This is a genomic window from Streptomyces sp. NBC_00094 (genome assembly GCF_026343125.1).
In the GTDB taxonomy this organism is placed as follows: domain Bacteria; phylum Actinomycetota; class Actinomycetes; order Streptomycetales; family Streptomycetaceae; genus Streptomyces.
The window spans coordinates 2,980,201-3,004,681 of the sequence record NZ_JAPEMB010000001.1 but is presented as its reverse complement, the minus strand read 5'-3'; the positions used below and the strand labels follow the sequence as shown (position 1 = coordinate 3,004,681).

Below are 24,481 nucleotides of genomic sequence, written 5' to 3'. Positions count from 1 at the left end.
TCTCCCGGCACGACGAGACCCCACGGAGGGCTCCCTTGTCCGTTTTCGCTTCCCTGGTCGAGCGGCTCGCCGACCTGCTCCAGCCGCTCTTCGCCACCACCGCCACGGCGGCCGCGATCGTCCTCTTCACGATGCTCGTACGCCTCGCGATCCACCCGCTGTCCCGGGCGGCGGCCCGCGGTCAGAAGGCCCGCACCCGGATCGCCCCGCAGCTCGCCGCCCTTCGCAAGAAGCACGCCAAGAACCCCGAGCGACTCCAGAAGGCGGTCCTGGAGCTGCACGCCAAGGAGAAGGTCTCGCCCTTCGCCGGCATCCTGCCCAGCCTCCTCCAGGCACCCGCGTTCTTCCTCATGTACCACCTGTTCTCCGGCGACCGCATGGCCGGACACACGCTCTTCGCCGCCCCGCTCGGCGACCACTGGGCCGATGCCCTCGCCCACGGCGGTGTCCTCGGACCGGCGGGGCGGGTCTATCTCGTCCTCTTCGCGATCGTCACCGCCGTGGCCGCCTTCACCTACCGCCGTACCAAGCAGCAGCTCGCGGCCCAGCCCCTCGACCTGGGGCAGCCCACGCCCGGCGCGGGCGCGATCGCCAAGGTGATGCCGCTGCTCTCCTTCGCCACCCTCATCACGGTCGCCGTCGTCCCCCTCGCCGCCGCCCTCTACATCGTCACCAGCACCACCTGGAGCGCCGTCGAGCGGGCCCTCCTCTTCCGGGAGAAGGAGGCGCCCGAGGCCCTTGCTACTCATGCGTAAGGGTCCAGTGCGTGAACGGGGTCTTGCAGAGTGACCCGTTCTCTTGGAGGATCGACCAATCCTCCGATGGCCGCACTCCATCGGCCGGGGCACATCAGGGCCCTTCCCGGGCCCACCTCGACCACAGGGAGAAGACCATGAAGCTGCTGCGTGTCGGCCCACCGGGAGCCGAGCGTCCCGCCCTGCTCGACCAGGACGGAACGCTCCGCGACCTGTCCGCGCTGGTCGACGACATCGACGGCAGTCTGCTCGCCGACGCCTCCGCGCTCGACCGGATCCGGGCCGCGGCCGGGGCCGGCGTGCTGCCCGCGCTCGACGCCGCCGGGCTGCGCGTCGGCCCGCCGCTCGGCCGGATCGGCAAGGTCGTGTGCATCGGGCTGAACTACCACGGCCACGCCGCCGAGATCGGCGCGGCCACCCCCGCCGAGCCCGTCGTCTTCCTCAAGGCCGCCGACACCGTCGTCGGCCCGGACGACACCGTGCTCGTACCGCGCGGCTCGGTGAAGACCGACTGGGAGGTGGAGCTCGCGATCGTCATCGGCCGCACCGCCCGCTACCTGGAGACCGACGAGCAGGCCCTCGCGCACGTCGCCGGCTACGCGGTCGCCCACGACGTCTCCGAGCGCGAGTGGCAGATCGAGCGCGGCGGCACCTGGGACAAGGGCAAGAACTGCGAGACCTTCAACCCGCTCGGCCCCTGGCTCGTCACCGCCGACGAGGTGCCGGACCCGCAGGCCCTCTCCCTCCGCCTCTGGGTCAACGGCGAACTCAAGCAGGACGGTCACACCTCCGACCAGATCTTCCCGGTCGCGGAAGTCGTCCGGTACGTCAGCCGGTTCATGACCCTGTACCCCGGCGACATCATCAACACCGGCACGCCCGCAGGCGTCGCCATGGGGCAGCCGGAGCCCAAGCCGTACCTGCGCCCCGGCGACGTCGTCGAGCTGGAGGTCGAGGGGCTCGGTCGGCAGCGGCAGGAACTCAAGGGCGCCTGACTCCGGGCGGTCCGTATTCCGGGCATCCCGGACTCCGGGCATCCCGGACTCCGGGCGGTCCGCACTCCGGGCGATCCGCCCTGTGAAGGCGTGAAATCGGCGGCGTCCCGCGTGGGACGTCGCCATTTCATCATCCTTTTTGCATATTGCGGCATATGGAACAAATCACGCATGATCGGCGGCCCGCCCGGCGCCGCCTCGCCGTCATCGCCGCCGCCACGGTCGGAGCCACCGCCCTGGTCGGTGCGCTGGCCGTCAACGGCTTCGCCGATCCGCTCCCCGGCGGCCTCGGCCCCTGCCTGCCGGGCAAGTGCCCGCCCGACGGCTACCCCGGCATCAACAGCGGCGCCGTCGTCTACCGCGACAACAACATCAACATCTTCGTGGGGGGCGACTTCCTCGTCCGTGAGGCCGCGGCCGAGGCCGAGGGCAAGGTCGTCGTCCTCGGGGGCTTCGACCAGAACAAGCGTGCCGGCGTCTCCAGCGTCTACAACGTCGGCATCGTCGGCGCCGGCTCACGCATCCCGCCCGACGACGGCACCGACTTCCTCACCGTCGGCAAGGACCTCACGGTGGCCTCCGGCCAGAGCCTTCTCGCCGAGGAGGGCGACGTCAAGGGCGTCGTACGGTACGGGGGCGTGCTCTCCGGGACGGTGACCCCCGCCCCGGTCCACGACACCGCGGCCGCCGACCGGTACACCGCCCTCCGGGGGCAGCTCACCGACGCGAGCCAGTGCTACGCCTACGTGGACGGCGCCTCCCGCACCCCCACCGGCACCGCCGAGAACAACGGCACCGAGACCCTCTTCACCGGCGACGGCACCTCGGCGCTCCAGGTCTTCACCGTCGACTTCGACCTGGAGTCGGCGAGCGGCGGGCAGCAGGGCATCACCTTCGCAGGCATCCCGGACGACGCGACCGTCCTCGTCAACGTCCTCGGCGCGGACCGCACCGTCGACACCTACATCGCCGGGTTGCCGGACGGACTGCGCGACCGCGTCCTGTGGAACTTCCCGGACGCGACGGCGATCACGTTCGAGGGCACCGCCCAGTTCGCGGGCAGCGTGCTCATCGGCAACCAGGCCAGTACGGCGACGATCACGATGCCGGGCACGAACGGCCGCTTCTTCACCACCGGGAACCTGACGCACTCCTCGGAGGCCACCGGCGGCGGTGGCCAGGAGATGCACGCCTACCCGTTCAACGGCGACCTTCCGAACTGCACGGATCCCACGCCGACCCCGACCCCTACCGACCCGACCCCGACGCCGACGGATCCCACGCCGACGCCGACCGATCCGACCCCGACCCCGACGGATCCCACGCCGACGCCGACCCCGACCGACCCCACCCCGACGCCGACCGATCCGACGCCGACCCCGACGGATCCGACCCCCACGCCGACCGACCCGACCCCCACACCCACCGACCCCACCACCGGCGGCTCGACGGGCGGTTCGACCGGTGGCTGGACCGGTGGTTCGACCGGCGGGGACTCGGGCGGCGGTGACAGCGGCGGTCACGGTGACACCGGCGGTTACGGCGACTCCGGCGGCAACCACGGCCCCAACGGCGAGCTCCCCGAAACCGGCGCCGGCACGGGGAAGATCGTCATGGGCGTCACCGCCGTCGGACTCGCCCTCGGCGGCGGGATCCTCGTGACCGTCAGCCGCCGCCGTCGCCGGAGTCGTACGAGCTGAGCAGCAGCCCCAGCGCCTCGACGACCAGGGCGTGGTCCTCGGCCTGCGGCAGCCCCGAGACCGTGACCGAGCCGACCACCCCCGCGCCCTCGACCGCGACCGGGAACGAACCGCCGTGCGCGGCGTACCGGTCGGGGTCGAGGCGCGAGGAGGCCTCGAACGTCGTCCCCTTCGCGCGGAACCTGGCGCCGACCAGGAACGAGCTCACGCCGTACCGCTCGACGACCCGCCGCTTCCGGTCGATCCAGGCGTCGTTGTCCGCGCTCGACCCCGGCAGCGCGCAGTGGAACAGCTGCTGCGCGCCCCGCCGGATGTCGATCGCGACGGGCGCCCGGCGCTCCCGGGCCAGGTCGACGAGGAGGGTGCCGAGCGTCCAGGCGTCCTCGTACGTGAAGCGGGGGAGGACCAGGCGGGCCTCCTGCGCCTCCAGTTCGGGGATCTCGCTCACAGGGTCACCGTGATTCCCTCGCGGGCCGACCGGCGCGCCGCCTCCAGGACGTCGAGCGCGGCGGCGGCCTCGTGTGCGGTGACCGGGTTCTCGCCGGTGCCGCGCAGGGCGGCGGCGACGGCCGCGTAGTACGCCGGGTAGTCGCCGGGCAGCGACGGCACCGGGGTGCCGCCGCCGGTCGCCGGGGACTCCCCGGCGCCGAGCCGGCCCCACAGCTGCTCCGGCTCCGTGCCCCAGACCGTGCCGGGCACCGGTCGCAGCCCCTCGCGCAGAGCGGCCTCCTGCGGGTCGAGCCCGTACTTCACGAAGCCCGCGCGCTGCCCGAGCACCCGGAAGCGGGGGCCGAGCTGGGCGGTGGTGGCGCTCACGTACAGATGGGAGCGGACCCCGTTCGCGTGCGTGACCGCGAGGAAGGTGTCGTCGTCGGCGGAGGCGCCCGGGCGGCGCACGTCCGACTCGGCGTACACGGAGACCGCCGGGCCGAAGAGCACGAGGGCCTGGTCGACGACGTGGCTGCCCAGGTCGTAGAGGAGCCCGCCGATCTCCTCGGGCGCGCCCGACTCCCGCCAGCCGCCCTTGAGCTGCGGGCGCCACCGCTCGAAGCGGGACTCGAAGCGCTGGACCTCGCCGAGCGCGTCCTCGGCGAGGAGGTGGCGGAGGGTCAGGAAGTCGTTGTCCCAGCGGCGGTTCTGGAAGACCGAGAGCAGCAGGCCCCGCTCCTCGGCGAGGGCCGCGAGGCCGCGCGCCTCGGCTGCGGTCCCGGCGAGCGGCTTGTCGACGACGACCGGGAGGCCGGCCTCCAGGGCGGCGGTGGCGACCGGGACGTGCGTCTTGTTGGGGGAGGCGACGACGATCAGGTCGAGCGCGTCCGCCCCCCGCTCCCACAGCTCCTCGGGGGCGGCCGCGACCCGTACGCCCGGGTGGGCGGCGCGGGCCTCGGCGGCCCGCTCGGGGTTGCCGGTGGTGACGGCGGCGAGGACGAGGTCCTCGGAGGCGGCGATGAGCGGGGCGTGGAAGACGGAGCCCGCGAGGCCGTAGCCGACGAGTCCGACGCGGAGGGGGGTGCGCGGGGTACGGGGGTCGGTGCCAGTCATGCGCCTCACTTAAGCAACGCTGTTGCCAAAGTGCAAGCGACCGCGACAATGGGGGCGTGAAGAGGGAGCAGATGTATGCGAGGGGTCTTGGCGGCGTGAACGTGCCGGCGTTGCGCAGCCACAACGCGGCGCTCGTGCTCGATCTGCTGCGGACGGCGGGGGAGACGGGGATCAGCCGTCTGGAGCTGGCCGAGCGGACCGGGCTCACCCCGCAGGCCGTCAGCAAGATCACCGCCAGGCTCCGGGCCGAGGGCCTCGCCGCCGAGGCGGGCCACCGCGCCTCGACGGGTGGCAAGCCCCGCACGGTCCTGCGCCTGGTGCCCTCCGCCGGGTACGCGGTCGGTGTCCACCTCGACCGCGACGAGCTGACGACCCTCCTGACGGACCTCGCGGGCACGGTCGTGGCGTCACGCCGCAGGCCGGTGGACCTGGGGGCGGGCGCGGAAGCGGTCCTGGACGCGGTGACGGAGGAGGTCCGGGCGCTGCTGGCGGACGGGCCGGGAGACGCCCCGGCCCCCGCCCCCGTCGTCGGAGTCGGCCTCGCCATGCCCGGGCCGCTGGACCACCGGGCCGGGGTGCCCGGGCGCGTGACCGGTTTCCCCTCCTGGGACGGGTATCCGGTACGGGACGAGCTGGCCCGGCGCCTCGGGCTGGCCGTCGTCCTCGACAAGGACACGAACGCCGCCGCCCTCGGCCTCGCCCTGCGGCCCGCCGCACCCGGCTCCTTCGCCTACGTCCACCTCGGTACGGGGCTCGGCGCCGGCCTCGTCCTCGGCGGCGCGCCGCTGCGCGGGGACCGGACGGGGGCGGGCGAGCTCGGTCACCAGACCGTCCAGCTCGACGGGCCCCCGTGCGACTGCGGAGGGCGCGGCTGCCTGGAGGTCCTCTGCCTCGCTGCGGTCGCGCGCGGCGAGCTCGCCGAGGCCGCGCGGATCCTCGGCGCGGGCGCGGCCAACCTCGTACGACTCCTCGACATCGACCAGGTCCTGCTGGGCGGGCGGGTGGTGCTCGGCGCGCCGGAGGTGTTCGCCGACGGGGTGCGGGAGGTGCTCGCGGGGCTCGGGCTCCCGACACCGGTCGCGGTGGCCACGGACCCGCGGGCGGTGGCGGTCGCGGGGGGAGCGGCATGGCTGGTTCTCGCTCCGATCTTCGGACAATAGGCTGATCGGGCGGATTGCTCGGGCCGCCCGGGGGCGCGAACGGTGTCGCTGCCCGGCCCGCCCGTCCGGGCGTGGCAGCGTCGCGGCCGACCCGTACGCCCGCGAGCAGCAAAGGCAGCCACCCCATGGCCCCCGCCCCCCTGAGACAGCGCAGCGCCCACCTCGCCGCGGCCGTGACCGCGCGAGCGACCGTGGCCGTGCGAGCGACCCCGACCGCGCGAACGACCGTGGCCGCGCGAACGACCCCGACCGCGCGAACGACCCCGCCCCCGACCCCGCGAGCGGCCGTGATCGCCACGGCGGCCAGGTGGGTGGCCGCGTCGGCCGTCGCCGTCTCCACGGTCGCCGCGACCGCCGCACTCGCCGTCGCGGCCCCGCCCCCCGCCGCCCCCGCACCCGACCCGCCCGCACCCTCCTGCGGCACGGCCTCCGACGCAGGGTTCCCGCTCGGGACCCGGATCAGCGGCGGCCCGGCCGAGTACCCCGCCGGCGGCGCCTTCCAGGCCTGGAACCTCGACCTCACCAACACCACCGAGGCGTCCTGCACCGGCATCCACCCCGTGCTCGTCCTCACCGACCGGGAGCGCTCGCTCCGGCCCGACCAGGTCCGGTTCGAGTTCTACGACGACGGGTCGGCGCGCTGGCGGCCCGTGGCGTTCGAGGCGACCGAGGAGGCCGAGAACGTGGGCGCGTTCACGGGCTTCGGCGGCTTCGCGGTCCCCGCGGGCGGGACGCTCACCGTCCCCGTGCGGCTCTCCTTCCGTAAGGACACCGCCCCCGACGAGGTCGTCGTGACCGCCGCGGTCGTCCAGCGCAGAGGCGGCGACGGCGACTGGGTCGGCGAGTCCGGCGACTACCGCCTGACCGTCGGGCCCGCCGTACCCGACCCCTCCGGTACGCCCGAGGCGACCGGGGACGCGTCGAGCCCGCCGACCCCCACCGCCAAGGCCCCGAGCGACCCGAGGGACCCGAGGGACCCGAGAGGTCCGAAGGGAGACATCGGCAGGGTCCCGAGCGACGAACTCGCCCGCACGGGGCGGGAGTCCGACCGGGACGCCCTGCTCCTGGCCCCGTTCGCCGCCGCGCTCGTCCTGCTCGGTGCCGCCCTCGTCCGCACCGCCCGCCGTCACCGGCACCACTGAGCCACGCACCTCCGCCCACCAACCCGCCGCCCCCAACACCCCCGAGTCACGTTCCGTACACCTCCCCGTTCATCCCCGTCTGCGACGATCCCCCGGTGAACTACCAGACCGACCCCGGCGCCCCCGTCCGTTCCGGCATCCCCGAGCACGGCCGGGTCCCCAAGTACTACGCAGTGAAGGCGAAACTCTCCCTGCTCGTCGACGAGTTGGGTGAGGGCGGGCTGCTGCCCACCGAGCGCGACCTCGCCGTCCGGTACGAGGTGTCCCGCGAGACCGTCCGGCAGGCGCTGCGTGAACTCCTCCTGGAGGGACGGCTGCGCCGCCAGGGCCGGGGCACGGTCGTCGCGGGCCCCAAGCTCGAACAGCCCCTCTCGCTCGCCAGCTACACGGAGGGCGTACGCCGCCAGGGCCGCCGCCCCGGCCGCAGCCTGATCTCGCTCGACCGCTTCCCCTGCCCCGAGGCGCTCGCGCCCGAGATCGGCGCCGAACGCGGCGAGCCCGTCTGGCACATGGAGCGGGTGCTGCTCGCCGACGACGAGCGGGTCGGCCTGGAGAGCACGTACGTCTCCGAGGCCCGCGCCCCGCGCCTGGACGTCGAGTTCGACCCGGACTCCTCCTTCTACGCCTACCTCCACGAGCGCCTCGGCGTGACCTTCGGTGACGCCGACGAGCGGATCGAGACCGTGCTCGCGACCCCGCGCGAGGCCCTGCTCATCGGCACCCCGCCCGCGCTGCCGATGCTGCTGCTCCACCGCGTCTCCCGGGACACCGCGGGCCGGCCCCTGGAGCGGGTCCGCACCCTCTACCGCGGCGACCGCTTCAGCTTCACCGCGCACCTGGGCCGCCAGGACTGACTCCGCCCTATCGGCACGACCTCCCGCCTGGATCACAGAAAGGTAACGGGTCTGGTCCAAGCTTGTCGGGCCGTTCACCGTCCCGTTGCCCGCCGGATCCGCCCAGGCAACCCGCCCCCACGACCGTTTCGGCCATGAAGGTGATCGTCGTAGGAGCCGGCGTGGTGGGAACCATGCACGCCTGGCACGCAGTGGAACGCGGCCATGAGGTCGTACACATCGAGCGCGAGGCCGAGGCGCGCGGAGCCTCCCTCCGCAACTTCGGCCAGATCTGGGTGAGCGGTCGCGCCGGCGGGGAGGAGCTCGACACCGCCCTGCGCGCCCGCGAACTGTGGGAGGGCATCGGGGCCCGCGTCCCCGGGCTCGGCTTCCGGGCCATCGGCTCCCTCACCCCCGTGCGCAACGCGCTGGAACTGGCCGTCGCCGAGGCGGCCCTGGCCCGGCCCGACGCCGCCGCCCGCGGCTACAAGCTGCTGACGGCCGCCGAGGCCCGCGCGGTCAACCCCGCCCTGCGCGGGGCGTTCGAGGCCGCGCTCTGGTGCGAGCGGGACGCCGCCGTCGAGCCGCGCCTCGCCCAACTCGCGCTCCGGGAGGCCCTGCTGGCCACCGGCCGGTATACCTTCCTGCCGAACCGCGAGGTCCGGGACGTGGTGGGCAGAGGTGCCGTCCGCGACGACCGGGGCGAGACGCACACCGGCGACGCCGTCGTGCTGTGCACCGGCGCCTGGCTCTCCGGCCTCGTCCGTGAGATCGCCGGCGAGATACCCGTCCGCCGGGTCCGGCTCCAGATGATGCAGACCGAGCCCCTGGGTGAGCCGCTCACCACCTCCGTCGCCGACGCGGACTCCTTCCGCTACTACCCGGCGTACGCCTCCGAAGCGCTCGACGCCCTCGCCGCCGGGCAGCCGCAGGACCCGACCGCCGCCGCCCACAAGATGCAGCTCCTCATGGTGCAGCGGCTCGACGGCGGACTGACCATCGGCGACACCCACGAGTACGAGCACCCCTTCGCCTTCGACACCCTCGAAGACCCGTACGAGCACCTCACCCGTGTCGTCGAGTCCTTCCTCGGCCGGCCGCTGCCGAAGATCAGGCGCCGCTGGGCCGGGGTGTACGCGCAGTGCGTCGACACCACCAGGGTCGTGCACCGCCAGGAGGTCGGCGACGGCGTGCACCTGGTGACCGGGCCCGGCGGGCGCGGGATGACCTGCTCGCCCGCCATCGCCGAGACGACCGCGAACGAACTGGGCTGGTGAACGCCGTGACCGAGAACCCGAAGAAGTACGACCTCGTCGTCCTCGACATGGCCGGGACGACCGTCGCCGACGGCGGCCTCGTGGAGCAGGCGTTCACCGCCGCCGCCGAGCGCCTCGGCGAGGACCCCGCCACGATGATCGACTACGTCCGCGCCACCATGGGCGAGTCCAAGATCTCCGTCTTCCGGCACCTCTTCGGCGGCGACGAGACCCGCGCCCGGCAGGCCAACGTGGCCTTCGAGGAGGCGTACGGAGAGCTGGTCGCCGGTGGCCTGATCGCACCGGTCCCCGGCGCCGCCGAGGCCGTCGCCACGCTGAAGGCCCAGGGCAGGACCGTCGTCCTCACCACCGGCTTCGCCCGGGTCACCCAGGACGCCATCCTCGACGCCCTCGGCTGGCGCGGCCTCGTCGAGCTGACCCTCTGCCCGGCCGACGCGGGCGGCCGGGGCCGCCCCTACCCGGACATGGTCCTCGCGGCCCTCCTCCGTACGGGCGCCGTCGACGACGTCCGCCGGATCGCGGTCGCGGGCGACACCTCGTACGACATGCTCAGCGGCTCCCGCGCGGGCGCCGGGATCGTCGCGGGCGTCCTGACCGGCGCCCACGGCGAGCCCGCGCTCGTGGAGCACGGCGCCACCCACGTCCTCGCCTCGATCGCCGAACTCCCCTCGCTGCTCGGGGAGCTGGAGACATGAGCAGCGGCATCCGCTTCGACGGGGTGTCCGTCGCGTACGGCCGGACCACCGTCCTCGACGACCTCGACCTGACCGTCGAGCCCGGCGAGGTCATGGCCCTCCTCGGGCCCTCCGGCTCCGGCAAGACGACCGCGCTGCGGGCCGTCGCCGGGTTCGTCCGGCCGGTCTCCGGGCGGGTGTTGATCGGCGGAGAGGACGTCACCGGACTCCCGCCGTACAAGCGGGGCATCGGCATGGTCGTCCAGCAGTACGCCCTCTTCCCGCACCTGCGGGTCGACGCCAACGTCGCCTTCGGCCTCAAGGCGCAGAAGACGGCCAAGGCCGAGATCCCGGGCCGCGTCGCCGAGGCCCTGGAGATGACGGGCATGGCCGCGTACGCGCGCCGCTACCCGCGTGAGCTCTCCGGCGGGCAGCAGCAGCGCGTCGCCATCGCCCGGGCCCTCGCGATCCGGCCGCGCGTCCTCCTCCTCGACGAGCCCCTCTCCGCGCTCGACGCACAGCTCCGCTCCGGAATGCTGGCCGAACTGGCCCGTCTGCACCGTGAGTTGCCGGACGTGTCGATCCTGTACGTCACCCACGACCAGGTCGAGGCGCTCACCCTCGCCGACCGGATCGCCGTCATGGACAAGGCCCGCCTCCAGGACTGCGGCACCCCGCAGGACCTCTACCGCCGCCCGCGTACGGAGTTCACGGCGTCGTTCGTCGGCAACGCGAACCTGCTGCCGGTGACCGTCGGCGCGGACGAGGTCGCCTTCGCGGGCGCCGGGCTGAAGGTCCCCACGGACGGGGTGGCCCCGGGCGCGAGCGCCACGCTCTGCGTCCGCCCGCACCTCGTCGGCCTCGGCGACGGCCCGAACGCGCTGCGGGGCCGTATCGCCGAGGTCCAGTGGCGCGGCTCCACCCACCGCCTGTACGTCGAGATCGGCGGCCATCGCGTGAAGGCGGACGTCCGTGAGCTCCGGGAGACCCCGGCGCTCGGCACCGAGGTCACGCTCCACTTCGCCCCGGAGGACGCGGTGCTGCTCGGCGCGGGGGTGACCGATGGCTAGCGCCTCTCCCGGCGCGGTGGCCGTGGCCGCCCCGGCGACGCCCGGGGCGCGGGCGTCGCGCTCGGTCCCCGCCTGGGTCTGGGCACTGCCGCCCGTCGCCGTCCTCGCGCTCGTCTTCCTCTACCCCCTCGCGCTGGTCGTCCAGGAGTCCCTCGCTCCCGGCGCCTACGCCGACGTCCTGGCCTCCACGTCCTTCCGCGAGGCCCTCGTCACCACCGTGTGGCTCGCCGTCGCCTCCACGGCCGGCTGTCTCGTCCTCGGCTTCGCCCTGGCGCTCGTGATCGCCTTCGTCCCCTTCCCCGGCGGGAGGGCCGTCGCGAAGTTCATCGACGTCTTCCTCTCCTTCCCGTCCTTCCTGATCACGCTCGCCCTGCTCTTCCTCTACGGCACGGTCGGCATGGCCAACGGGGTGTGGACGGACGTCACCGGCGACGCGAGCGGCCCGTTCCACTTCCTGACCACCCCGTGGGGCGTCCTCCTCGCCGAGATCACGTACTTCACGCCCTTCGTGATGCGCCCGCTCCTCGCCGCGTTCTCGCAGCTGGAGACCGCCCAGCTGGAGGTGGCGTCCTCCCTCGGGGCGCGGCCCCTGCGGATCGTCCGGCAGGTGATCCTCCCCGAGGCGCTGCCCGCGCTCGCCGCCGGCGGCAGCCTCGTCCTCGTCATGTGCCTCAACGAGTTCGGGATCGTCCTCTTCACCGGCGCCAAGGGCGTCACCACCCTCCCGATGCTCGTCTACGGCAAGGCGATCCTCGAATCCGACTACGCCGGCGCCTGCGTCGTCGCCGTCGTCAACGTCGCGCTCTCCGTGGGCCTCTACGTCCTCTACCGGGGGGTGAGCCGCCGTGCTGGTGCATAGCCGTACGGGCAGGTGGACGGCGTGGGCGCTGTTCGCGGTCCTCTTCGTCCCGCTCTTCGCCCTCCCGCTCCTCGTCATCGTCGCCGCCTCCTTCTCCACCCACTGGTCCGGAGCGTTCCCCTCCGGCCCCACCACCGCCCACTACACGGCGGCCGTGCGCGGGGAGTCCCTCCAGGCACTCACCACCAGCCTGGTCACCGCCGTCACCGCGAGCCTGATCGCGCTGACCCTGGGCACCTGGGCGGCGCTCGCCGCCGCCGCGATGGGCAAGCGGGGCCGCCGGGTCCTCGACGCGCTGTTCATGCTGCCGGTCGCCGTACCGTCGGTGGTCGTCGGACTCGCCGTCCTCGTCGCCTTCTCGCAGCCGCCGGTGCTCCTCAACGGCACCCGCTGGATCGTGATCCTCGCGCACACGGTCCTCGTTACCGCCTTCGCGCACCAGTCGGTCTCGGCCGCGATCCGCCGCCTCGACCCGATGTACGAGCAGGCGGCGGCCAGCCTCGGCGCCCGCCCCTCGTACGTCCTGCTCCGGGTGCGGCTGCCGCTCCTGCTGCCGTCCCTGAACGCCGCCGCCGGGCTCTGCTTCGCCCTGTCCATGGGCGAGTTGAGCGCCACGATGATGCTCTACCCGCCGGACTGGCTGCCGCTTCCGGTGCGCATCTTCACGGCCACCGACCGGGGTTCGCTCTTCACCGGTTCGGCGCTCGCCGTGGTCCTCATGGCCGCGACCCTGCTGGCCCTGCTCGCCGTCTCCCGTATCCGTACCAGAGCCTCCTTCCGCTAGTCACGCCCGTCCAGTCCCGCTGGTCCCGCCTGCCCAGCCACGCCCGTCACCAGGAGAGAACGACGTCATGCGTACGTACGCCAAGCCGATAGCCGCTGTCACCGGCGCCCTCGCCCTCGCCTCCACCCTCACCGCCTGTGGCGGCTCCTCGGCCGCCTCCGACGAGAAGACCGTCACCGTCTACAGCGCCGACGGCCTCAAGGGCGAGGCGGGCGACGGCTGGTACGACAAGGTCTTCAAGGACTTCGAGAAGCAGACCGGCATCAAGGTCGAGTACGTCGAGGGCGGCTCCGGCGAGATGGTGCAGCGCGCCCTCCGGGAGAAGACCAACACCCAGGCCGACGTCATCGTGACCCTGCCGCCCTTCATCCAGCAGGCCGACTCCAAGGGCCTGCTCCAGTCGTACGAGCCCAAGGGCGCCGACCAGGTCGGCGGCGGCGACAAGTCCGGCGACGGCAAGTGGACCTCGGTCGTCAACAACTACTTCGGCTTCATCCACAACAAGAAGGAGCTGCCGGCCGCCCCCAAGAGCTGGGAGGAGCTGCTCGACGCGAAGTACAAGAACAAGCTCCAGTACTCGACCCCCGGCGTCGCGGGCGACGGCACCGCCGTCCTCATCAAGGCCATGCACGACTTCGGCGGCCAGGAGCCGGCCATGGAGTACCTGAAGAAGCTCCAGGCCAACAACGTCGGCCCGTCCTCCTCCACCTCCAAGCTCGCCCCGAAGGTCGACAAGGGCGAACTGCTCGTCGCCAACGGCGACGTCCAGATGAACTTCGCCCAGGCCCGGTCCATGCCGAACCTCGGCATCTGGTTCCCGGCCAAGGGTGACGGCAAGCCGACCACCTTCGCCCTGCCGTACGCCGCAGGACTGGTCGACAAGGCCCCGCACGGCGAGAACGGCAAGAAGCTCCTCGACTTCATGCTGAGCGAGGGCGCCCAGCGCGAGGTCAGCGCGATCGGCGGCGGCTTCCCGGCCCGCAAGGACGTCAAGCCCACCGACGCGAACGCGATCGAGCTCGCGAAGCTCCTGGAGGGCGTCGAGATCTTCGAGCCGGACTGGGCCGACGTCGACAAGAACCTCACGACGTACGTCGACGCGTGGAAGTCCGCGACCGGCAGCTGACAGGTAGCCGATCGGCAGCCGATCGGCAGCCAAGAGTTCACCGCACGACCCTGGAAAGCCTCCGCAGATCGCGGAAAGATAACGGGTACGAACCAACGCCCCTGAGAAATCAGGGGCGTTGGCGTGCGTTCGCACCCCCCATCGACCTTCTGACGGAGGACTCCGACATGCCGATCACCGGCATCTCCCGCCGCACCGTGCTCGCCGCCGCAGGCGCCACCGCGGCCGTCGCCGCCGCCGGCGCGCTCACCGCCCCCGCCGCCCACGCGGCCACCACCGCCGCGCCCACGCTTCCCAACGGCACCAGCAAGGACAAGGTGCTCGTCGTCGGCATGGACGGCCTGCGGTACGACAGGATCGACGCCGCCAAGGCCCCGAACCTCAAGTCCCTGATGACGAACGGCACGTTCGGCCGCTCGCTGCTCTACGCCAACCCGATGGCCGCGACCTCCTCCGGCCCCGGCTGGTCCACCATCTCCACCGGCGTCTGGCCCGACAAGCACGGCGTGAAGGACAACACCTTCACCGGCAAGAACTACGCCAAGTACCCCGGCTTCCTCGCCCGACTGCACCAGATCCGCCCCGAGCTCTCCCTCTTCGCCGCCGTCGACTGGCCCGAGCTGGACAGCCACGGCACCGTCACCCCCGGCGCCGACGCCAAGCTCGTCTACAACAACAACTACGTCGTCAACGACCTGGTGATCACCGACGCGACGGAGGACATCCTCCGCAACCAGAACCCCGACGTCCTCTTCGTCTACTTCGGCGAGACCGACGAGATCGGCCACAACTACGGCGCCCAGTCCAGCAAGTACCTCGACGCCATCGATGTCCAGGACGCCTACCTCGGCCGGCTCCTCACCGCCATCAAGGCCCGCCCGGCCTACGCCACCGAGCGCTGGACGGTCATCGTCACCACCGACCACGGCCACACCGACGGCGGCGGCCACGGCGGCTCCGCCATCGAGGAGCGCCGTACCTTCGTCCTCGCGCAGGGCCCCGGCATCGCCGCCGGCGCCCGCCCGATCGACACCCGGCTCGTCGACGTCGCCGCCACCGTCTTCCACCAGCTCGGCATCGTCCCCGACGCGTCCTGGGGCCTCGACGGCAAGCCGATCCAGGAGCGCTCCACCGACCCCTTCGACAGCCTGTACGGGTCGCTCACCGGCCGCGTCGACGAGACCGGCATCCCGGTCGGGATCCTCGGCTTCACCCACACCGCTCCCAGCGGCTGGTCCGTCATCAACAACGCGATGGGCACCGGCGGCATGACCGAGTGGCGCGGCTGGTCCTTCGCCACCGACGAGTTCTGGTCCCGCTCCCAGCGCGACCAGTCCCGCGAGCTGAACGTCCGCGCCCGCGGCGTCTTCGCCGTCGCCGACTCCGACGAGTGGGCGGACAAGTCCTTCTCGGGCACGTACGACTCGACCCTCGTGACCCCCGCGTACAGCGTCACGGGCGCCACGAAGGCCACCCTCGACTTCACGACCTTCTACCGCCAGGAGGGCAGCCAGTCCGCCCAGGTCCTGGCGAGCTTCAACGGCGGCACCCCGACCGTCGTCAAGAGCTACACCTCCGACGTGATCTCCCAGCCCCAGTCGCTCACCGTGAACGTCCCCGCCGGGACGTCCAGCGTGAGCTTCCGCTTCCGCTACACCGGCGCCAACAACTGGTACTGGACGATCGACGGGGTCAAGGTCACGGCTTCCTGATTAGGCTGGGGGCGTCGCCACAGCGCTGTCGCGGCGCCCCCAGCACACCGCACGTCTGTACGGCAGGAGTCCCGCACCCATGGCAGAGCGCAAGCCGATCGAATCCTGGCTGACCGACATGGACGGCGTCCTCATCCACGAGGGCGTCCCGATCCCCGGCGCCGACGCGTTCATCAAGAAGCTGCGGGAGACCGGGAAGCCCTTCCTGGTCCTCACGAACAACTCGATGTACACGGCCCGCGACCTGCACGCCCGCCTCGCCCGCATGGGCCTGGAGGTCCCCGTCGAGAACATCTGGACCTCGGCCCTCGCCACCGCCAAGTTCCTCGACGACCAGCGCCCGGGCGGCACCGCGTACGTCATCGGCGAGGCCGGCCTCACCACCGCGCTGCACGACATCGGCTACGTCCTCACCGACCACGCCCCCGACTACGTGGTCCTCGGCGAGACCCGTACGTACTCCTTCGAGGCGATGACCAAGGCCGTACGGCTCATCAACGCCGGCGCCCGCTTCATCTGCACCAACCCCGACGAGACCGGCCCCTCGCTCGAGGGCCCGCTCCCGGCCACCGGCGCCGTCGCCGCGCTCATCACGAAGGCCACCGGCAAGGAGCCGTACTTCGCGGGCAAGCCGAACCCGCTCATGATGCGCACCGGCCTCAACGCGATCGGCGCCCACTCCGAGTCCAGCGCGATGATCGGCGACCGGATGGACACCGACATCCTGGCCGGTCTGGAGGCGGGCATGCAGACCTTCCTGGTCCTGACCGGCCTGACGAGCCAGGCCGAGATCGACCGCTTCCCGTTCCGCCCGTCGAAGATCGTCGACTCGATCGCGGACATCGTCGACCGCGTGTAGGACCTGTCCGGCGGACAGGCCCTGGCGTCCTGTCCGCCCGTCCCTGCGGATGCGAAGCGGGCCGATCCGGGTGACCCTGCCATTACCAGGAGGTCACGATGCGTTCAGGTTCCATTGCTCTCCGTGCCGCAGGGGCGGCCGCGGTACTCGTACTGGCACCCATGGCCGGTAGCGCGTACGCCCACGACGGGGTGAAGGTCACCGTCACCCCGTCCACCGCCTCGCCCGGCGCCGACGTCGACGTCCGCGTCAAGGGCTGCAAGGGCACGACCGGCGCCGCGAAGTCCCAGGCGTTCGTCGCCGACGCGGAGCTCACCGGCCGGGACGGCGGGGACTACCCGCTGTTCGGCGACACCACGATCAAGTCCGGACTCGAGGACGGTACGTACAAGGTCACCGTGACCTGTGACGGCCACGACCACCCGGACGTCGGCACCGTGCAGGTCCGGCACCGGCAGCCGACCCACCAGCCGACCCAGCCGACCCACCACCCGAGCCCGGTCGCCCCGGTCCGCGCCGGCGGTGGCGGCACCGCCGCCTTCGCCGCCCCGGCCGCCCCCGGCGTCGCCCAGACCGCGAGCGAGAACGGCCTCGGCACCCCGTACACCCTGCTCGGCCTCGGCATGGCCGCGATCGCCGCCGTGGCGGTCGCCTTCCGCAGCTCCCGCCGACGCGCCACCGGCTCCGGTACGGGCACGGACTGACGATGCCGTCCGGAACCCGCCCGGCGGGCACCGGGCGACTCGTCACCGGCGTGACCTGGGCGCTGCTGCTCCTCGGGCTCTGGCTCTGGGGCCGCGAGGTCACCGAGGGCCCCGGGGGCAGCTCCGCGCCGACGCACGGCGACATCGCCGCCGTCGGCCGGCCGCTCGGCGTGGCACTGCCCCCGGCCCACGCGCCGATCGCCGCCGCCGAACCCCGCCGGGTGGAGATCCCCTCGCTGGGCATCGCCGCGCCCGTCGTGGCGCGCGGCCTGGACGGAACGGGGGCGATCGACCCGCCGCCCTTCGAGATGCCGCACACGGTGGGCTGGTTCGGCTCCGGCACGCGCCCCGGTGCGGCGGGGGCGGCGCTCCTCGTCGGGCACGTCGACACGGACACCCGCCCGGCGGTCTTCTACGGCCTGAGCGCGGCGCGCCCCGGCGCCACGGTCCGGGTCACCCGGACGGACGGCACGGTCGCCGAGTTCACCGTCGACGACGTCCAGGTCTTCCCGCGCGACGACTTCGACGCGAGCAGGGCCTACGGCCCACGCGAACCCCGCCGCGCCGAACTCCGCCTGATCACCTGCGGCGGCACCTTCGACCGGAAGGCCGGCACGTACTCGGCGAACGTGGTCGTCTCGGCGTACCTGACGGGCGCGGGGGCGGCGAGCACCTGAGCGCGCGCGGGGCCCGCGCGGGGCTCGGGTCAACCGGTCCCGGCCGGTGGGTCGCGTCCCGCGGCGCCACCGGCCGGTCCGGTCCTCGACCGTGGGGCTCGCGGGCGGCGGGAGGAGCCCGGTGCCGACCACGGGAGGTCGGGGTTCCGGAAACTGTAAAGGCCCTGCCTCGCCCGGCCCAGAGGTCGGTCGTGCCACGATGGCCGCGACCGCTCCGCACGTGCCGAGGGACCCCGAATGCCCGCACGCCCGCCCGCACGCCGTGCGGGGTTCACCCTCCCTGCCCTGGTGCTCCTGCTCCTCCTCGCCGGCGCCGGCTGTACGGGCCCGGTCACCCCGCCCGGTACGGGTGACCCGCCCGCTCCGGCAGTCGCCGCCGGGCCCCGGGGCCCGAGCGTCCCCGCCCCCGCACCCGTGCCGTACTGGGTGAACCCCGACGGCAAGGCCGCCCGGCAGATGGCCGAGCACCTGGCCGCGGGCCGTACCGCCGAGGCCGCGCTGCTGCGACGGATCGCCTCCCGGCCGGAGGGCGAGTGGATCGGGCCCGACCGGCCGGAGGCCGAGGCCCGCGCCCTCACCGAGGCCGCCACCCGCGCCGGACGCGAGGCGCTCCTGGTCCTCTACGGCATCCCGCACCGCGACTGCGGCCTGTACTCGGCGGGCGGCGCGACGGACGCCGCCGCCTACCGCGCCTGGGTGGACGGAGTCGCCCGCGGCATCGCCGGCCGGCGCGCCACCGTCGTCCTGGAGCCGGACGCCGTGATGCACGTCGTCGACGGCTGCACCGAGGCGCAGCACCACGGCGAGCGGTACGCGCTCCTCAAGGCGGCCGTGCACCGGCTGAAGCGGCAGCCGGCCACCACCGTCTACCTGGACGCGGGCAACGCGGGCTGGGCCGCGCCCGCGGAGCTGAGCGGCCCGCTCAAGGAGGCGGGGATCGCCGAGGCCGACGGCTTCGCGGTCAACGTCTCGAACTTCCAGACGACGGCGACGAGCGCCGCCTACGGCCGACGGCTGTCGGCGCTGCTGGGCGGCAAGCCCTTCGTGATCGACACCAGCCGCAACGGAAACGGCCCCTACTCCGAGGGAGACCCGGCCCAGACCTGGTGCAACCCGCCGGGCCGCGCCCTCGGCACGCCGCCGACCCGCCGCACCGGGGACCCGCTGGTCGCCGCGTACCTCTGGATCAAGAGGCCGGGCGAGTCGGACGGGGAGTGCCGGGGCGGCCCGAGGGCGGGGGAGTGGTTCGACGCGTACGCGCTGGAACTGGCCCGCAACGCCCGCTAGTTCGGGCGGGGAAAGCGCCCGGAGAACGATCAAGACCCCCTCACCGATGGTGAGGGGGTCTTGACTCTGCGTGCGCCGCCAGGGACTCGAACCCCGGACCCGCTGATTAAGAGTCAGCTGCTCTAACCAACTGAGCTAGCGGCGCCTGCTGACAGAGAGAACTCTACCCGACCTGGAGGTGTGCTCCCGACCAATATCGATCGCGCCGGGCCTGTCGGATGGTCGTATGAGGCCTTCGATCCGTCAAAATGCGATTTGTCCAGACAGTTGAGACACTGGCGCCCGAAACGAGGGTCAAAAGATCTTGACGAGTGTGGAGGGGAATCGCATGAGCGTGCCGGTCTTCGAGGAGTTCGAACCCGCGGCCGACTGCGGCTGCCCGGGCTGCGCCCAGCGGCGTCGTGACCTCGCCCTTGGCCTGCCCGTGCGGTCGGGCGGTCACCCCGGGGCGCACGGCGCGCGCCGCGCGCTGGTCCTGGTGACGGCGGCGGGTGTGGTCCTGGGCGGGGGAGGGGCGGGAGTCGCGACGGCCCTCTCCCCGACGGGGCCGTTCACCCCGGCGGACGCGAGGGGCGAGGCGGGCGAACTGACGGCCGCGACGACGAACAACCCCCCGACGACGAACGACCCCCCGATCACGGACACGGTCACGGGTGCGGACGCGAGCACGGACATGGACACGGCGGACCTCCGGGAGTGGTCGGCGCCGACTCCCGCCGACAGGGTGACCCCCTGGCCGGGACCGGAGACCCCGCAGGGCGGCCGGGAGCCGCTGCACGGAGCGCCCGGCCCGGGCCCCACCCCGACCACGAACCCGGCCACCACCCCGACGACCAGTCAGATCTCGACGGGCGCGCTGCGGCAGACGACCCGGGCCGAGATCATCAACCGCGCCAAGCTGTGGGTGACGGCGCAGGTCCCGTACTCCATGGACAAGTACTGGTCGGACGGGTACCGCCAGGACTGCTCCGGCTACATCTCCATGGTCTGGAACCTGCGCAGCAACGAGTGGACCGGCAGCCTCGACCGCTTCGCCGAGCGGATCGACCGCACCGAGCTCCAGCCCGGCGACATCCTGCTCTTCCACAACCCGGCCAGCCCGACGCGCGGCTCGCACGTCACGATCTTCGGCGGCTGGACCGACTACACCCACACGTCCTACATCGCGTACGAGCAGACCAAGCCGCGCACGCGGAAGCAGGCGACGCCGATGGCGTACTGGGAGAACTCCGACCGGTACGTCGCCTACCGCTACAAGGGCGTCGTGAGCGGCGGCAGCGGGGGCGGCACGACGGGCGGAGGGTCGAAGCCGACGACCCCGCCGACGACGGCGGCCCCCTACCCGGGCGCGGCCAAGTTCGGCCCGGGCGCGAACAACCCCTACGTCACCCAGCTCGGGAAGCTCCTCGTCGAGCGCGGCGGCAAGAAGTACTACAGCAAGGGCCCCGGCCCGAAGTGGGGCGAGGCGGACCGGCGGGCCACCCAGGCGTTCCAGCTCGCGCAGGGATGGAAGGGCAAGGAGGCGGACGGCCTGCCCGGCCCGGACACGTGGAAGCTCCTCGTGACCGGCGAGGGCAAGAGCATCGGCGGATCGGGTGGTTCGGGCGGTTCGAGCGCGAATGCGACGGGGTTTCCCGGGCGTGGCTACTTCCGTCCGGGCCAATCCAACGCATATGTGGAGAAGCTGGGCAAACAACTGGTGAAGCGGGGCTTCGGCAAGCACTACCTGTCGGGACCCGGTCCGCTCTGGACGGAGTCGGACCGCCGCAACGTCGAGGCGTTCCAGCGGGCTCAGGGCTGGCGCGGCGGAGCGGCCGACGGCTACCCGGGCCCGGAGACCTGGCGGCGCTTGTTCCGATGACCCCGAGAGCATGAGGTGGACCCCGAATGACGGCATCGACCCCGACCCCCGCGGACTCCGGCGCGGCGGCCTCACGTGACGCGGCCCGCACGGCGAGACGCCTGACGGACGGCACTCTCCCGCGCACGACCCCACCCCCGGGCACGGACCCGCTGCCGCCGACGCCCGCGCCGGTCCCGGCGGGGACGCAGCCGACCGCGCCTGCCCGGACGAACACGGAGCCGGTCGCGCCGACCTCGGTCGGTACGACGCCGGTCGCACCGACCTCGGCGGTGACGCCGACGCCGACGACTGCGACCGCGCCGACGCCTGCGGTCGCGCCGACGGTCGTACCGACCTCGGTCGGTACGACGCCGGTCGCACCCACTTCGGCGGCGACGCCGACGGCCGCGCCCCTCTCGGCCGGTACGCGGCCGGTCGCGTCCGCCCCGGTGAGGACGTCGGCGACCGCTGCCGACCCGGCCGGTACGCGACCGGCCGGGTCGCCCCCGGCAGGTACGGCCGCCGGCGCGCCGACGGGGGCGCCCGCCCCCTCGGGTCCCGTGACCGGTACGCCGTCGGGACGGCCCGCCTCGGCGGGTTCGGCCACCGGTGCGGCGCCGGTTGCGGAGACGGGCACACTGTCGGGGCCGGCAGCCTCGGCGGCCCTCGTCACCGGCACGCCGACGGCGGCGCAGGCCCCTTCGGGGCCGTCCGCCCCGGTGGGTTCGGCGGCCGGTACGCGGACGGGGCCGCCCGCTCCCACGGGTGCGGACACCGGTACGTCGCCGGGGGCACCCGCCCCGGACTCCTCTCCGGCGACCCGGACGGCACCGGCGACTCAGACCGCACCGGCGGTCCGGACGGCACCGGCGACTCAGACCGCACCGGCGGTCCGGACGGCACCGACGACTCAGACCCCACCGGCGGCACCGACGGCCCAGACGACTCAGGCGGCACCGACCGCCCAGACGGCCCGGTCGGCACCGACGACCCCGTCGGCGCCGACCGCTCCGGTGTCGTCGTCCCCCGGCGCCCGACCGAGCCCTAGTCCGAGCCCGAGCCCGAGCCCGAGCCCGAGCCCGAGCCCGAGCCCGACCCCGAGCCCGACACCGAGCCAGGGCCCGACAGCCGCCGCCGATGCGGAGCCGCGCCGGATCGAGCCCACCCGGGCCCCCGTGGCCGACGACGCTCCCGCCCCGGCCGCCGGCAGGCCCGCCCCCGTGGCCGACGACGCTCCCGCCCCGGCCGCCGGCAGGCCCACCCCCGTGCCCTCGGTCACCGGCAAGGTGTCCGTGGCCAAGGAGCGGGTCGACGTGCCCGACTTCGGGCTGATCACCGGCGCGCGGGTCGCCGCGCTCGCGGTGCCCGTCGCCGGTGTCGTACGGGTGGCACGGCGCAAGAACGTGATCGGGGCCGAGACCACCGGCTCCATCCCGGTGCACCTGCTCTTCCGGGACGAGCCGGAGGCCACCGCCCCCGCCGCGACCGGGGACGACGGAGGCCCGGACACCGTCGCCATGGCCGTGACCGACGCCCCGCCGAAGAACGGCAAGGCCGCCATTCCGGCGCCGACGAAGACACAGAAGCAGAACCAGAAGCAGGTGCAGGTGCAGGCAGAGACACAGACGAAGTCACCGACGAAGGCACAGGCACAGGCACAGGCACAGGCACAGCGACAAGCGCAGGCGCAGGCGCGGCAGCTCCGCACTCCGCCCCAGTCCACCTCCCCGAAGGGCGCCGCGAGCAAGGCCCGGCCCGCCCCCACCGCCGACCCGGACCTCGTGGAGCGTTCCGGTCCGGTGCTGCCGGGCTGGGTCGGCGTGGCCGGCGGGGCGCTCGCGCTCGCCGGCTGCGCGGCGGTCGTGTGGTGGGTCGGAGCCGTCCCCGCGGAGGCGGCACGGATGCTGCGGCTGCCGCCGCGTCCGTACCAGGGCATCCACCTCGGCGAGTGGGCGCTGCTGGCGCTCGGCGTCCTCGCGACCCTCTTCGCGCTCGGCGGTCTCGGTCGTGGCCGGGTCGGCTACGCCTGGGTCCTGACGCTCTTCGGCGACTACCGCGGCACCGTCCGCCGTACGGGTCTGGTCTGGGTCAGCCCGCTCCTGATCCGCCGCAGGGTCGACGTACGGCTCCGGCACTGGCGCAGTGAGCCGCTGCCCGCGGTCGACGCCAAGGGCACGGCGCTCGACGTCGTCGTCCTCGTCGTCTGGCGGGTCCGGGACACCGTCCGCGCCGCGCTGGGGGTCGACGGTCACGAGGACTACCTGCGGGAGCAGGTGGAGGCGGCGATGGCCCGGGTGCTGTCGCAGCTTCCGGCGGACGCCTTCCACGAGGACGCCCCGACGCTCCGGGACGCGGAGGCGGTCGGCGAGGCCCTGACGCGGATGCTGTCGGCCGAGTGCGCTCCGGTCGGTGTCGACGTCTTCTCGGCGCAGCCGACGCGGATCGAGTACGCCCCGGAGGTCGCGGCCGCGATGCAGCGGCGTCGGATCGCGGCGATCGACGCGAAGCACCGGGACAGTGTCCTGACGTCGGTGGTGGACGCGGTGGACGACGTGGTCCACCGGCTGACCAGTCGTGGTCTGGTGGAGCTGGACGACTACGAGCGCAAGGCGCTGGTCAAGGACCTGACGGTGGCGTTCTACACGGGCAGGACGGCGCCCGCGGAGGGAGCCTGAGGGGATGGACATGTTCAACTTCCGTCCATACCTTGGTACTTGGTCCAGACCAAAATGAGTCACCTGCACGAACCCAGTAACACCGCACGCGTGCGCACGGCCCAACGGAACTCCCCCACGTTCTCCTGGAGCGACAGCATGCACATGCGCAAGAAGTCAGTCGGGGCGGCGGTGGTGGCGCTCGGCGTCGCCGGCGCCTCCCTCCTCGCCACCGGTAGCGCCGGCAGTCACGGCTACACCGATTCACCGATCAGCCGTCAGAAGCTCTGCGCCAACGGCACCGTGACCAACTGCGGCTCCATCCAGTGGGAGCCGCAGTCGGTCGAGGGCCTCAAGGGCTTCCCCGCCGCCGGTCCCGCCGACGGCAAGATCTGTTCGGCCGGGCTCACGCAGTTCGCGCAGCTCGACGACCCCCGAGGCGGCACCTGGCCGACGACGGGCGTCACGGCGGGGCAGAGCTACAGCTTCCGCTGGCAGTTCACGGCCCGGCACCGCACCACCGACTTCAAGTACTACATCACCAGGAACGGCTGGGACCCGACCCAGAAGCTGACCCGGGCCGCGCTCGACCCCCAGCCGTTCCTGACCGTCCCCTACAACAACCAGCAGCCGCCGGCGACCCTCTCGCACTCCGGGACCCTCCCGGCGGGCAAGACGGGCCGTCACCTGATCCTGGCGGTGTGGACGATCGCGGACACCGCGAACGCCTTCTACGCCTGCTCGGACGTGAAGTTCTGAGGTTCCGAGGGCTCCGGAGGTCCTGAACGGCCGGATTCCGGCCGTTCAGTTCTGACGGAACGTCAGTTA

The 24,481-nt window shown here is 73.3% G+C and carries 23 protein-coding genes and 1 tRNA gene; 20 read left to right on the top strand and 4 right to left on the bottom strand.

Features of this window, described 5'->3' with window-relative positions; translation table 11 throughout:
• Positions 1-35 precede the first annotated feature (35 nt).
• The 3 genes from OG580_RS12900 (at position 36) to OG580_RS12890 (ending at position 3,450) form a co-directional block, all read left to right on the top strand.
• Positions 36-755: a membrane protein insertase YidC gene (locus tag OG580_RS12900; RefSeq protein WP_267043815.1), complete on the top strand. Its 720-nt coding sequence runs from the start codon at positions 36-38 to the stop codon at positions 753-755.
• 137 nt (positions 756-892) lie between these two features.
• Complete coding sequence (locus OG580_RS12895; protein WP_267043814.1) at positions 893-1,750, top strand: fumarylacetoacetate hydrolase family protein; 858 nt, start codon at positions 893-895, stop codon at positions 1,748-1,750.
• Between the two features lie 155 nt (positions 1,751-1,905).
• The gene (locus OG580_RS12890; RefSeq protein ID WP_267043813.1) at positions 1,906-3,450 is read left to right on the top strand and encodes a choice-of-anchor A family protein; all 1,545 of its coding nucleotides are present in this window, start codon (positions 1,906-1,908) and stop codon (positions 3,448-3,450) included.
• Here the strand turns inward: OG580_RS12890 and OG580_RS12885 are convergent.
• Positions 3,416-3,898: a heme-degrading domain-containing protein gene (locus tag OG580_RS12885; RefSeq protein ID WP_267043812.1), complete on the bottom strand. Its 483-nt coding sequence runs from the start codon at positions 3,896-3,898 to the stop codon at positions 3,416-3,418. The two genes, OG580_RS12890 and OG580_RS12885, sit on opposite strands and share 35 nt — an antisense overlap.
• Positions 3,895-4,992: a Gfo/Idh/MocA family oxidoreductase gene (locus OG580_RS12880; protein ID WP_267043811.1), complete on the bottom strand. Its 1,098-nt coding sequence runs from the start codon at positions 4,990-4,992 to the stop codon at positions 3,895-3,897. The genes OG580_RS12885 and OG580_RS12880 overlap by 4 nt, the downstream gene beginning before the upstream one ends.
• Before the next feature lie 71 nt (positions 4,993-5,063).
• Between OG580_RS12880 and OG580_RS12875 the strand changes: the two genes are divergently transcribed.
• From OG580_RS12875 to OG580_RS12810, 14 genes are all read left to right on the top strand, one after another.
• The gene (locus OG580_RS12875) at positions 5,064-6,152 is read left to right on the top strand and encodes an ROK family transcriptional regulator (protein WP_267047983.1); all 1,089 of its coding nucleotides are present in this window, start codon (positions 5,064-5,066) and stop codon (positions 6,150-6,152) included.
• Positions 6,153-6,277: 125 nt separating this feature from the next.
• Positions 6,278-7,294 (top strand): hypothetical protein, encoded by a 1,017-nt coding sequence (locus tag OG580_RS12870; RefSeq protein WP_267043810.1) that lies wholly within the window; start codon positions 6,278-6,280, stop codon positions 7,292-7,294.
• Positions 7,295-7,389: 95 nt separating this feature from the next.
• Positions 7,390-8,148, top strand: a complete 759-nt coding sequence (locus OG580_RS12865; protein WP_267043809.1) for a GntR family transcriptional regulator — start codon at positions 7,390-7,392, stop codon at positions 8,146-8,148.
• 134 nt (positions 8,149-8,282) lie between these two features.
• Positions 8,283-9,404, top strand: coding sequence for a TIGR03364 family FAD-dependent oxidoreductase (locus OG580_RS12860; RefSeq protein WP_267043808.1), 1,122 nt, complete (start codon positions 8,283-8,285; stop codon positions 9,402-9,404).
• Positions 9,405-9,409: 5 nt separating this feature from the next.
• Positions 9,410-10,099: a phosphonatase-like hydrolase gene (locus tag OG580_RS12855; RefSeq protein ID WP_267043807.1), complete on the top strand. Its 690-nt coding sequence runs from the start codon at positions 9,410-9,412 to the stop codon at positions 10,097-10,099.
• Positions 10,096-11,148 (top strand): ABC transporter ATP-binding protein, encoded by a 1,053-nt coding sequence (locus OG580_RS12850; RefSeq protein ID WP_267043806.1) that lies wholly within the window; start codon positions 10,096-10,098, stop codon positions 11,146-11,148. Before OG580_RS12855 ends, OG580_RS12850 begins: the two co-directional genes overlap by 4 nt.
• Entirely contained in the window at positions 11,141-12,007 is an 867-nt protein-coding gene (locus tag OG580_RS12845) for a 2-aminoethylphosphonate ABC transporter permease subunit (RefSeq protein WP_267043805.1), read from the top strand. Before OG580_RS12850 ends, OG580_RS12845 begins: the two co-directional genes overlap by 8 nt.
• On the top strand, positions 11,994-12,791 hold the full coding sequence (locus OG580_RS12840; RefSeq protein ID WP_267043804.1) for an ABC transporter permease: 798 nt from the start codon (positions 11,994-11,996) through the stop codon (positions 12,789-12,791). Before OG580_RS12845 ends, OG580_RS12840 begins: the two co-directional genes overlap by 14 nt.
• A gap of 67 nt (positions 12,792-12,858) precedes the next feature.
• Positions 12,859-13,917 carry a 2-aminoethylphosphonate ABC transporter substrate-binding protein gene (locus OG580_RS12835; protein WP_267043803.1) on the top strand — a complete coding sequence of 353 codons (1,059 nt, stop codon included), beginning with the start codon at positions 12,859-12,861 and terminating at the stop codon, positions 13,915-13,917.
• 167 nt (positions 13,918-14,084) lie between these two features.
• Positions 14,085-15,629 carry an alkaline phosphatase family protein gene (locus OG580_RS12830; RefSeq protein ID WP_267043802.1) on the top strand — a complete coding sequence of 515 codons (1,545 nt, stop codon included), beginning with the start codon at positions 14,085-14,087 and terminating at the stop codon, positions 15,627-15,629.
• Between the two features lie 79 nt (positions 15,630-15,708).
• Positions 15,709-16,488 carry an HAD-IIA family hydrolase gene (locus tag OG580_RS12825; protein WP_267043801.1) on the top strand — a complete coding sequence of 260 codons (780 nt, stop codon included), beginning with the start codon at positions 15,709-15,711 and terminating at the stop codon, positions 16,486-16,488.
• A 98-nt stretch (positions 16,489-16,586) separates the two neighbouring features.
• Positions 16,587-17,192: a hypothetical protein gene (locus OG580_RS12820; RefSeq protein WP_267043800.1), complete on the top strand. Its 606-nt coding sequence runs from the start codon at positions 16,587-16,589 to the stop codon at positions 17,190-17,192.
• Positions 17,193-17,194: 2 nt separating this feature from the next.
• Positions 17,195-17,869, top strand: coding sequence for a class F sortase (locus OG580_RS12815; protein WP_267043799.1), 675 nt, complete (start codon positions 17,195-17,197; stop codon positions 17,867-17,869).
• A 237-nt stretch (positions 17,870-18,106) separates the two neighbouring features.
• Positions 18,107-19,156 (top strand): glycoside hydrolase family 6 protein, encoded by a 1,050-nt coding sequence (locus tag OG580_RS12810; RefSeq protein ID WP_267043798.1) that lies wholly within the window; start codon positions 18,107-18,109, stop codon positions 19,154-19,156.
• Positions 19,157-19,227: 71 nt separating this feature from the next.
• Here the strand turns inward: OG580_RS12810 and OG580_RS12805 are convergent.
• Positions 19,228-19,301: transfer RNA gene (locus OG580_RS12805), tRNA-Lys, on the bottom strand.
• A 183-nt stretch (positions 19,302-19,484) separates the two neighbouring features.
• On the opposite strand from OG580_RS12805, the gene OG580_RS12800 reads away from it, so the two are divergent.
• Positions 19,485-21,017, top strand: a complete 1,533-nt coding sequence (locus OG580_RS12800) for a peptidoglycan-binding protein (RefSeq protein ID WP_267043797.1) — start codon at positions 19,485-19,487, stop codon at positions 21,015-21,017.
• Between the two features lie 928 nt (positions 21,018-21,945).
• Here OG580_RS12800 and OG580_RS12795 read toward each other — a convergent pair.
• Positions 21,946-22,164: a hypothetical protein gene (locus tag OG580_RS12795; RefSeq protein ID WP_267043796.1), complete on the bottom strand. Its 219-nt coding sequence runs from the start codon at positions 22,162-22,164 to the stop codon at positions 21,946-21,948.
• Positions 22,165-22,174: 10 nt separating this feature from the next.
• Between OG580_RS12795 and OG580_RS12790 the strand changes: the two genes are divergently transcribed.
• Together OG580_RS12790 and OG580_RS12785 are read left to right on the top strand one after the other, a co-directional pair.
• Positions 22,175-23,674: an SPFH domain-containing protein gene (locus OG580_RS12790; RefSeq protein WP_267043795.1), complete on the top strand. Its 1,500-nt coding sequence runs from the start codon at positions 22,175-22,177 to the stop codon at positions 23,672-23,674.
• Between the two features lie 144 nt (positions 23,675-23,818).
• Entirely contained in the window at positions 23,819-24,412 is a 594-nt protein-coding gene (locus OG580_RS12785) for a lytic polysaccharide monooxygenase (protein WP_267043794.1), read from the top strand.
• Positions 24,413-24,481 lie beyond the last annotated feature (69 nt).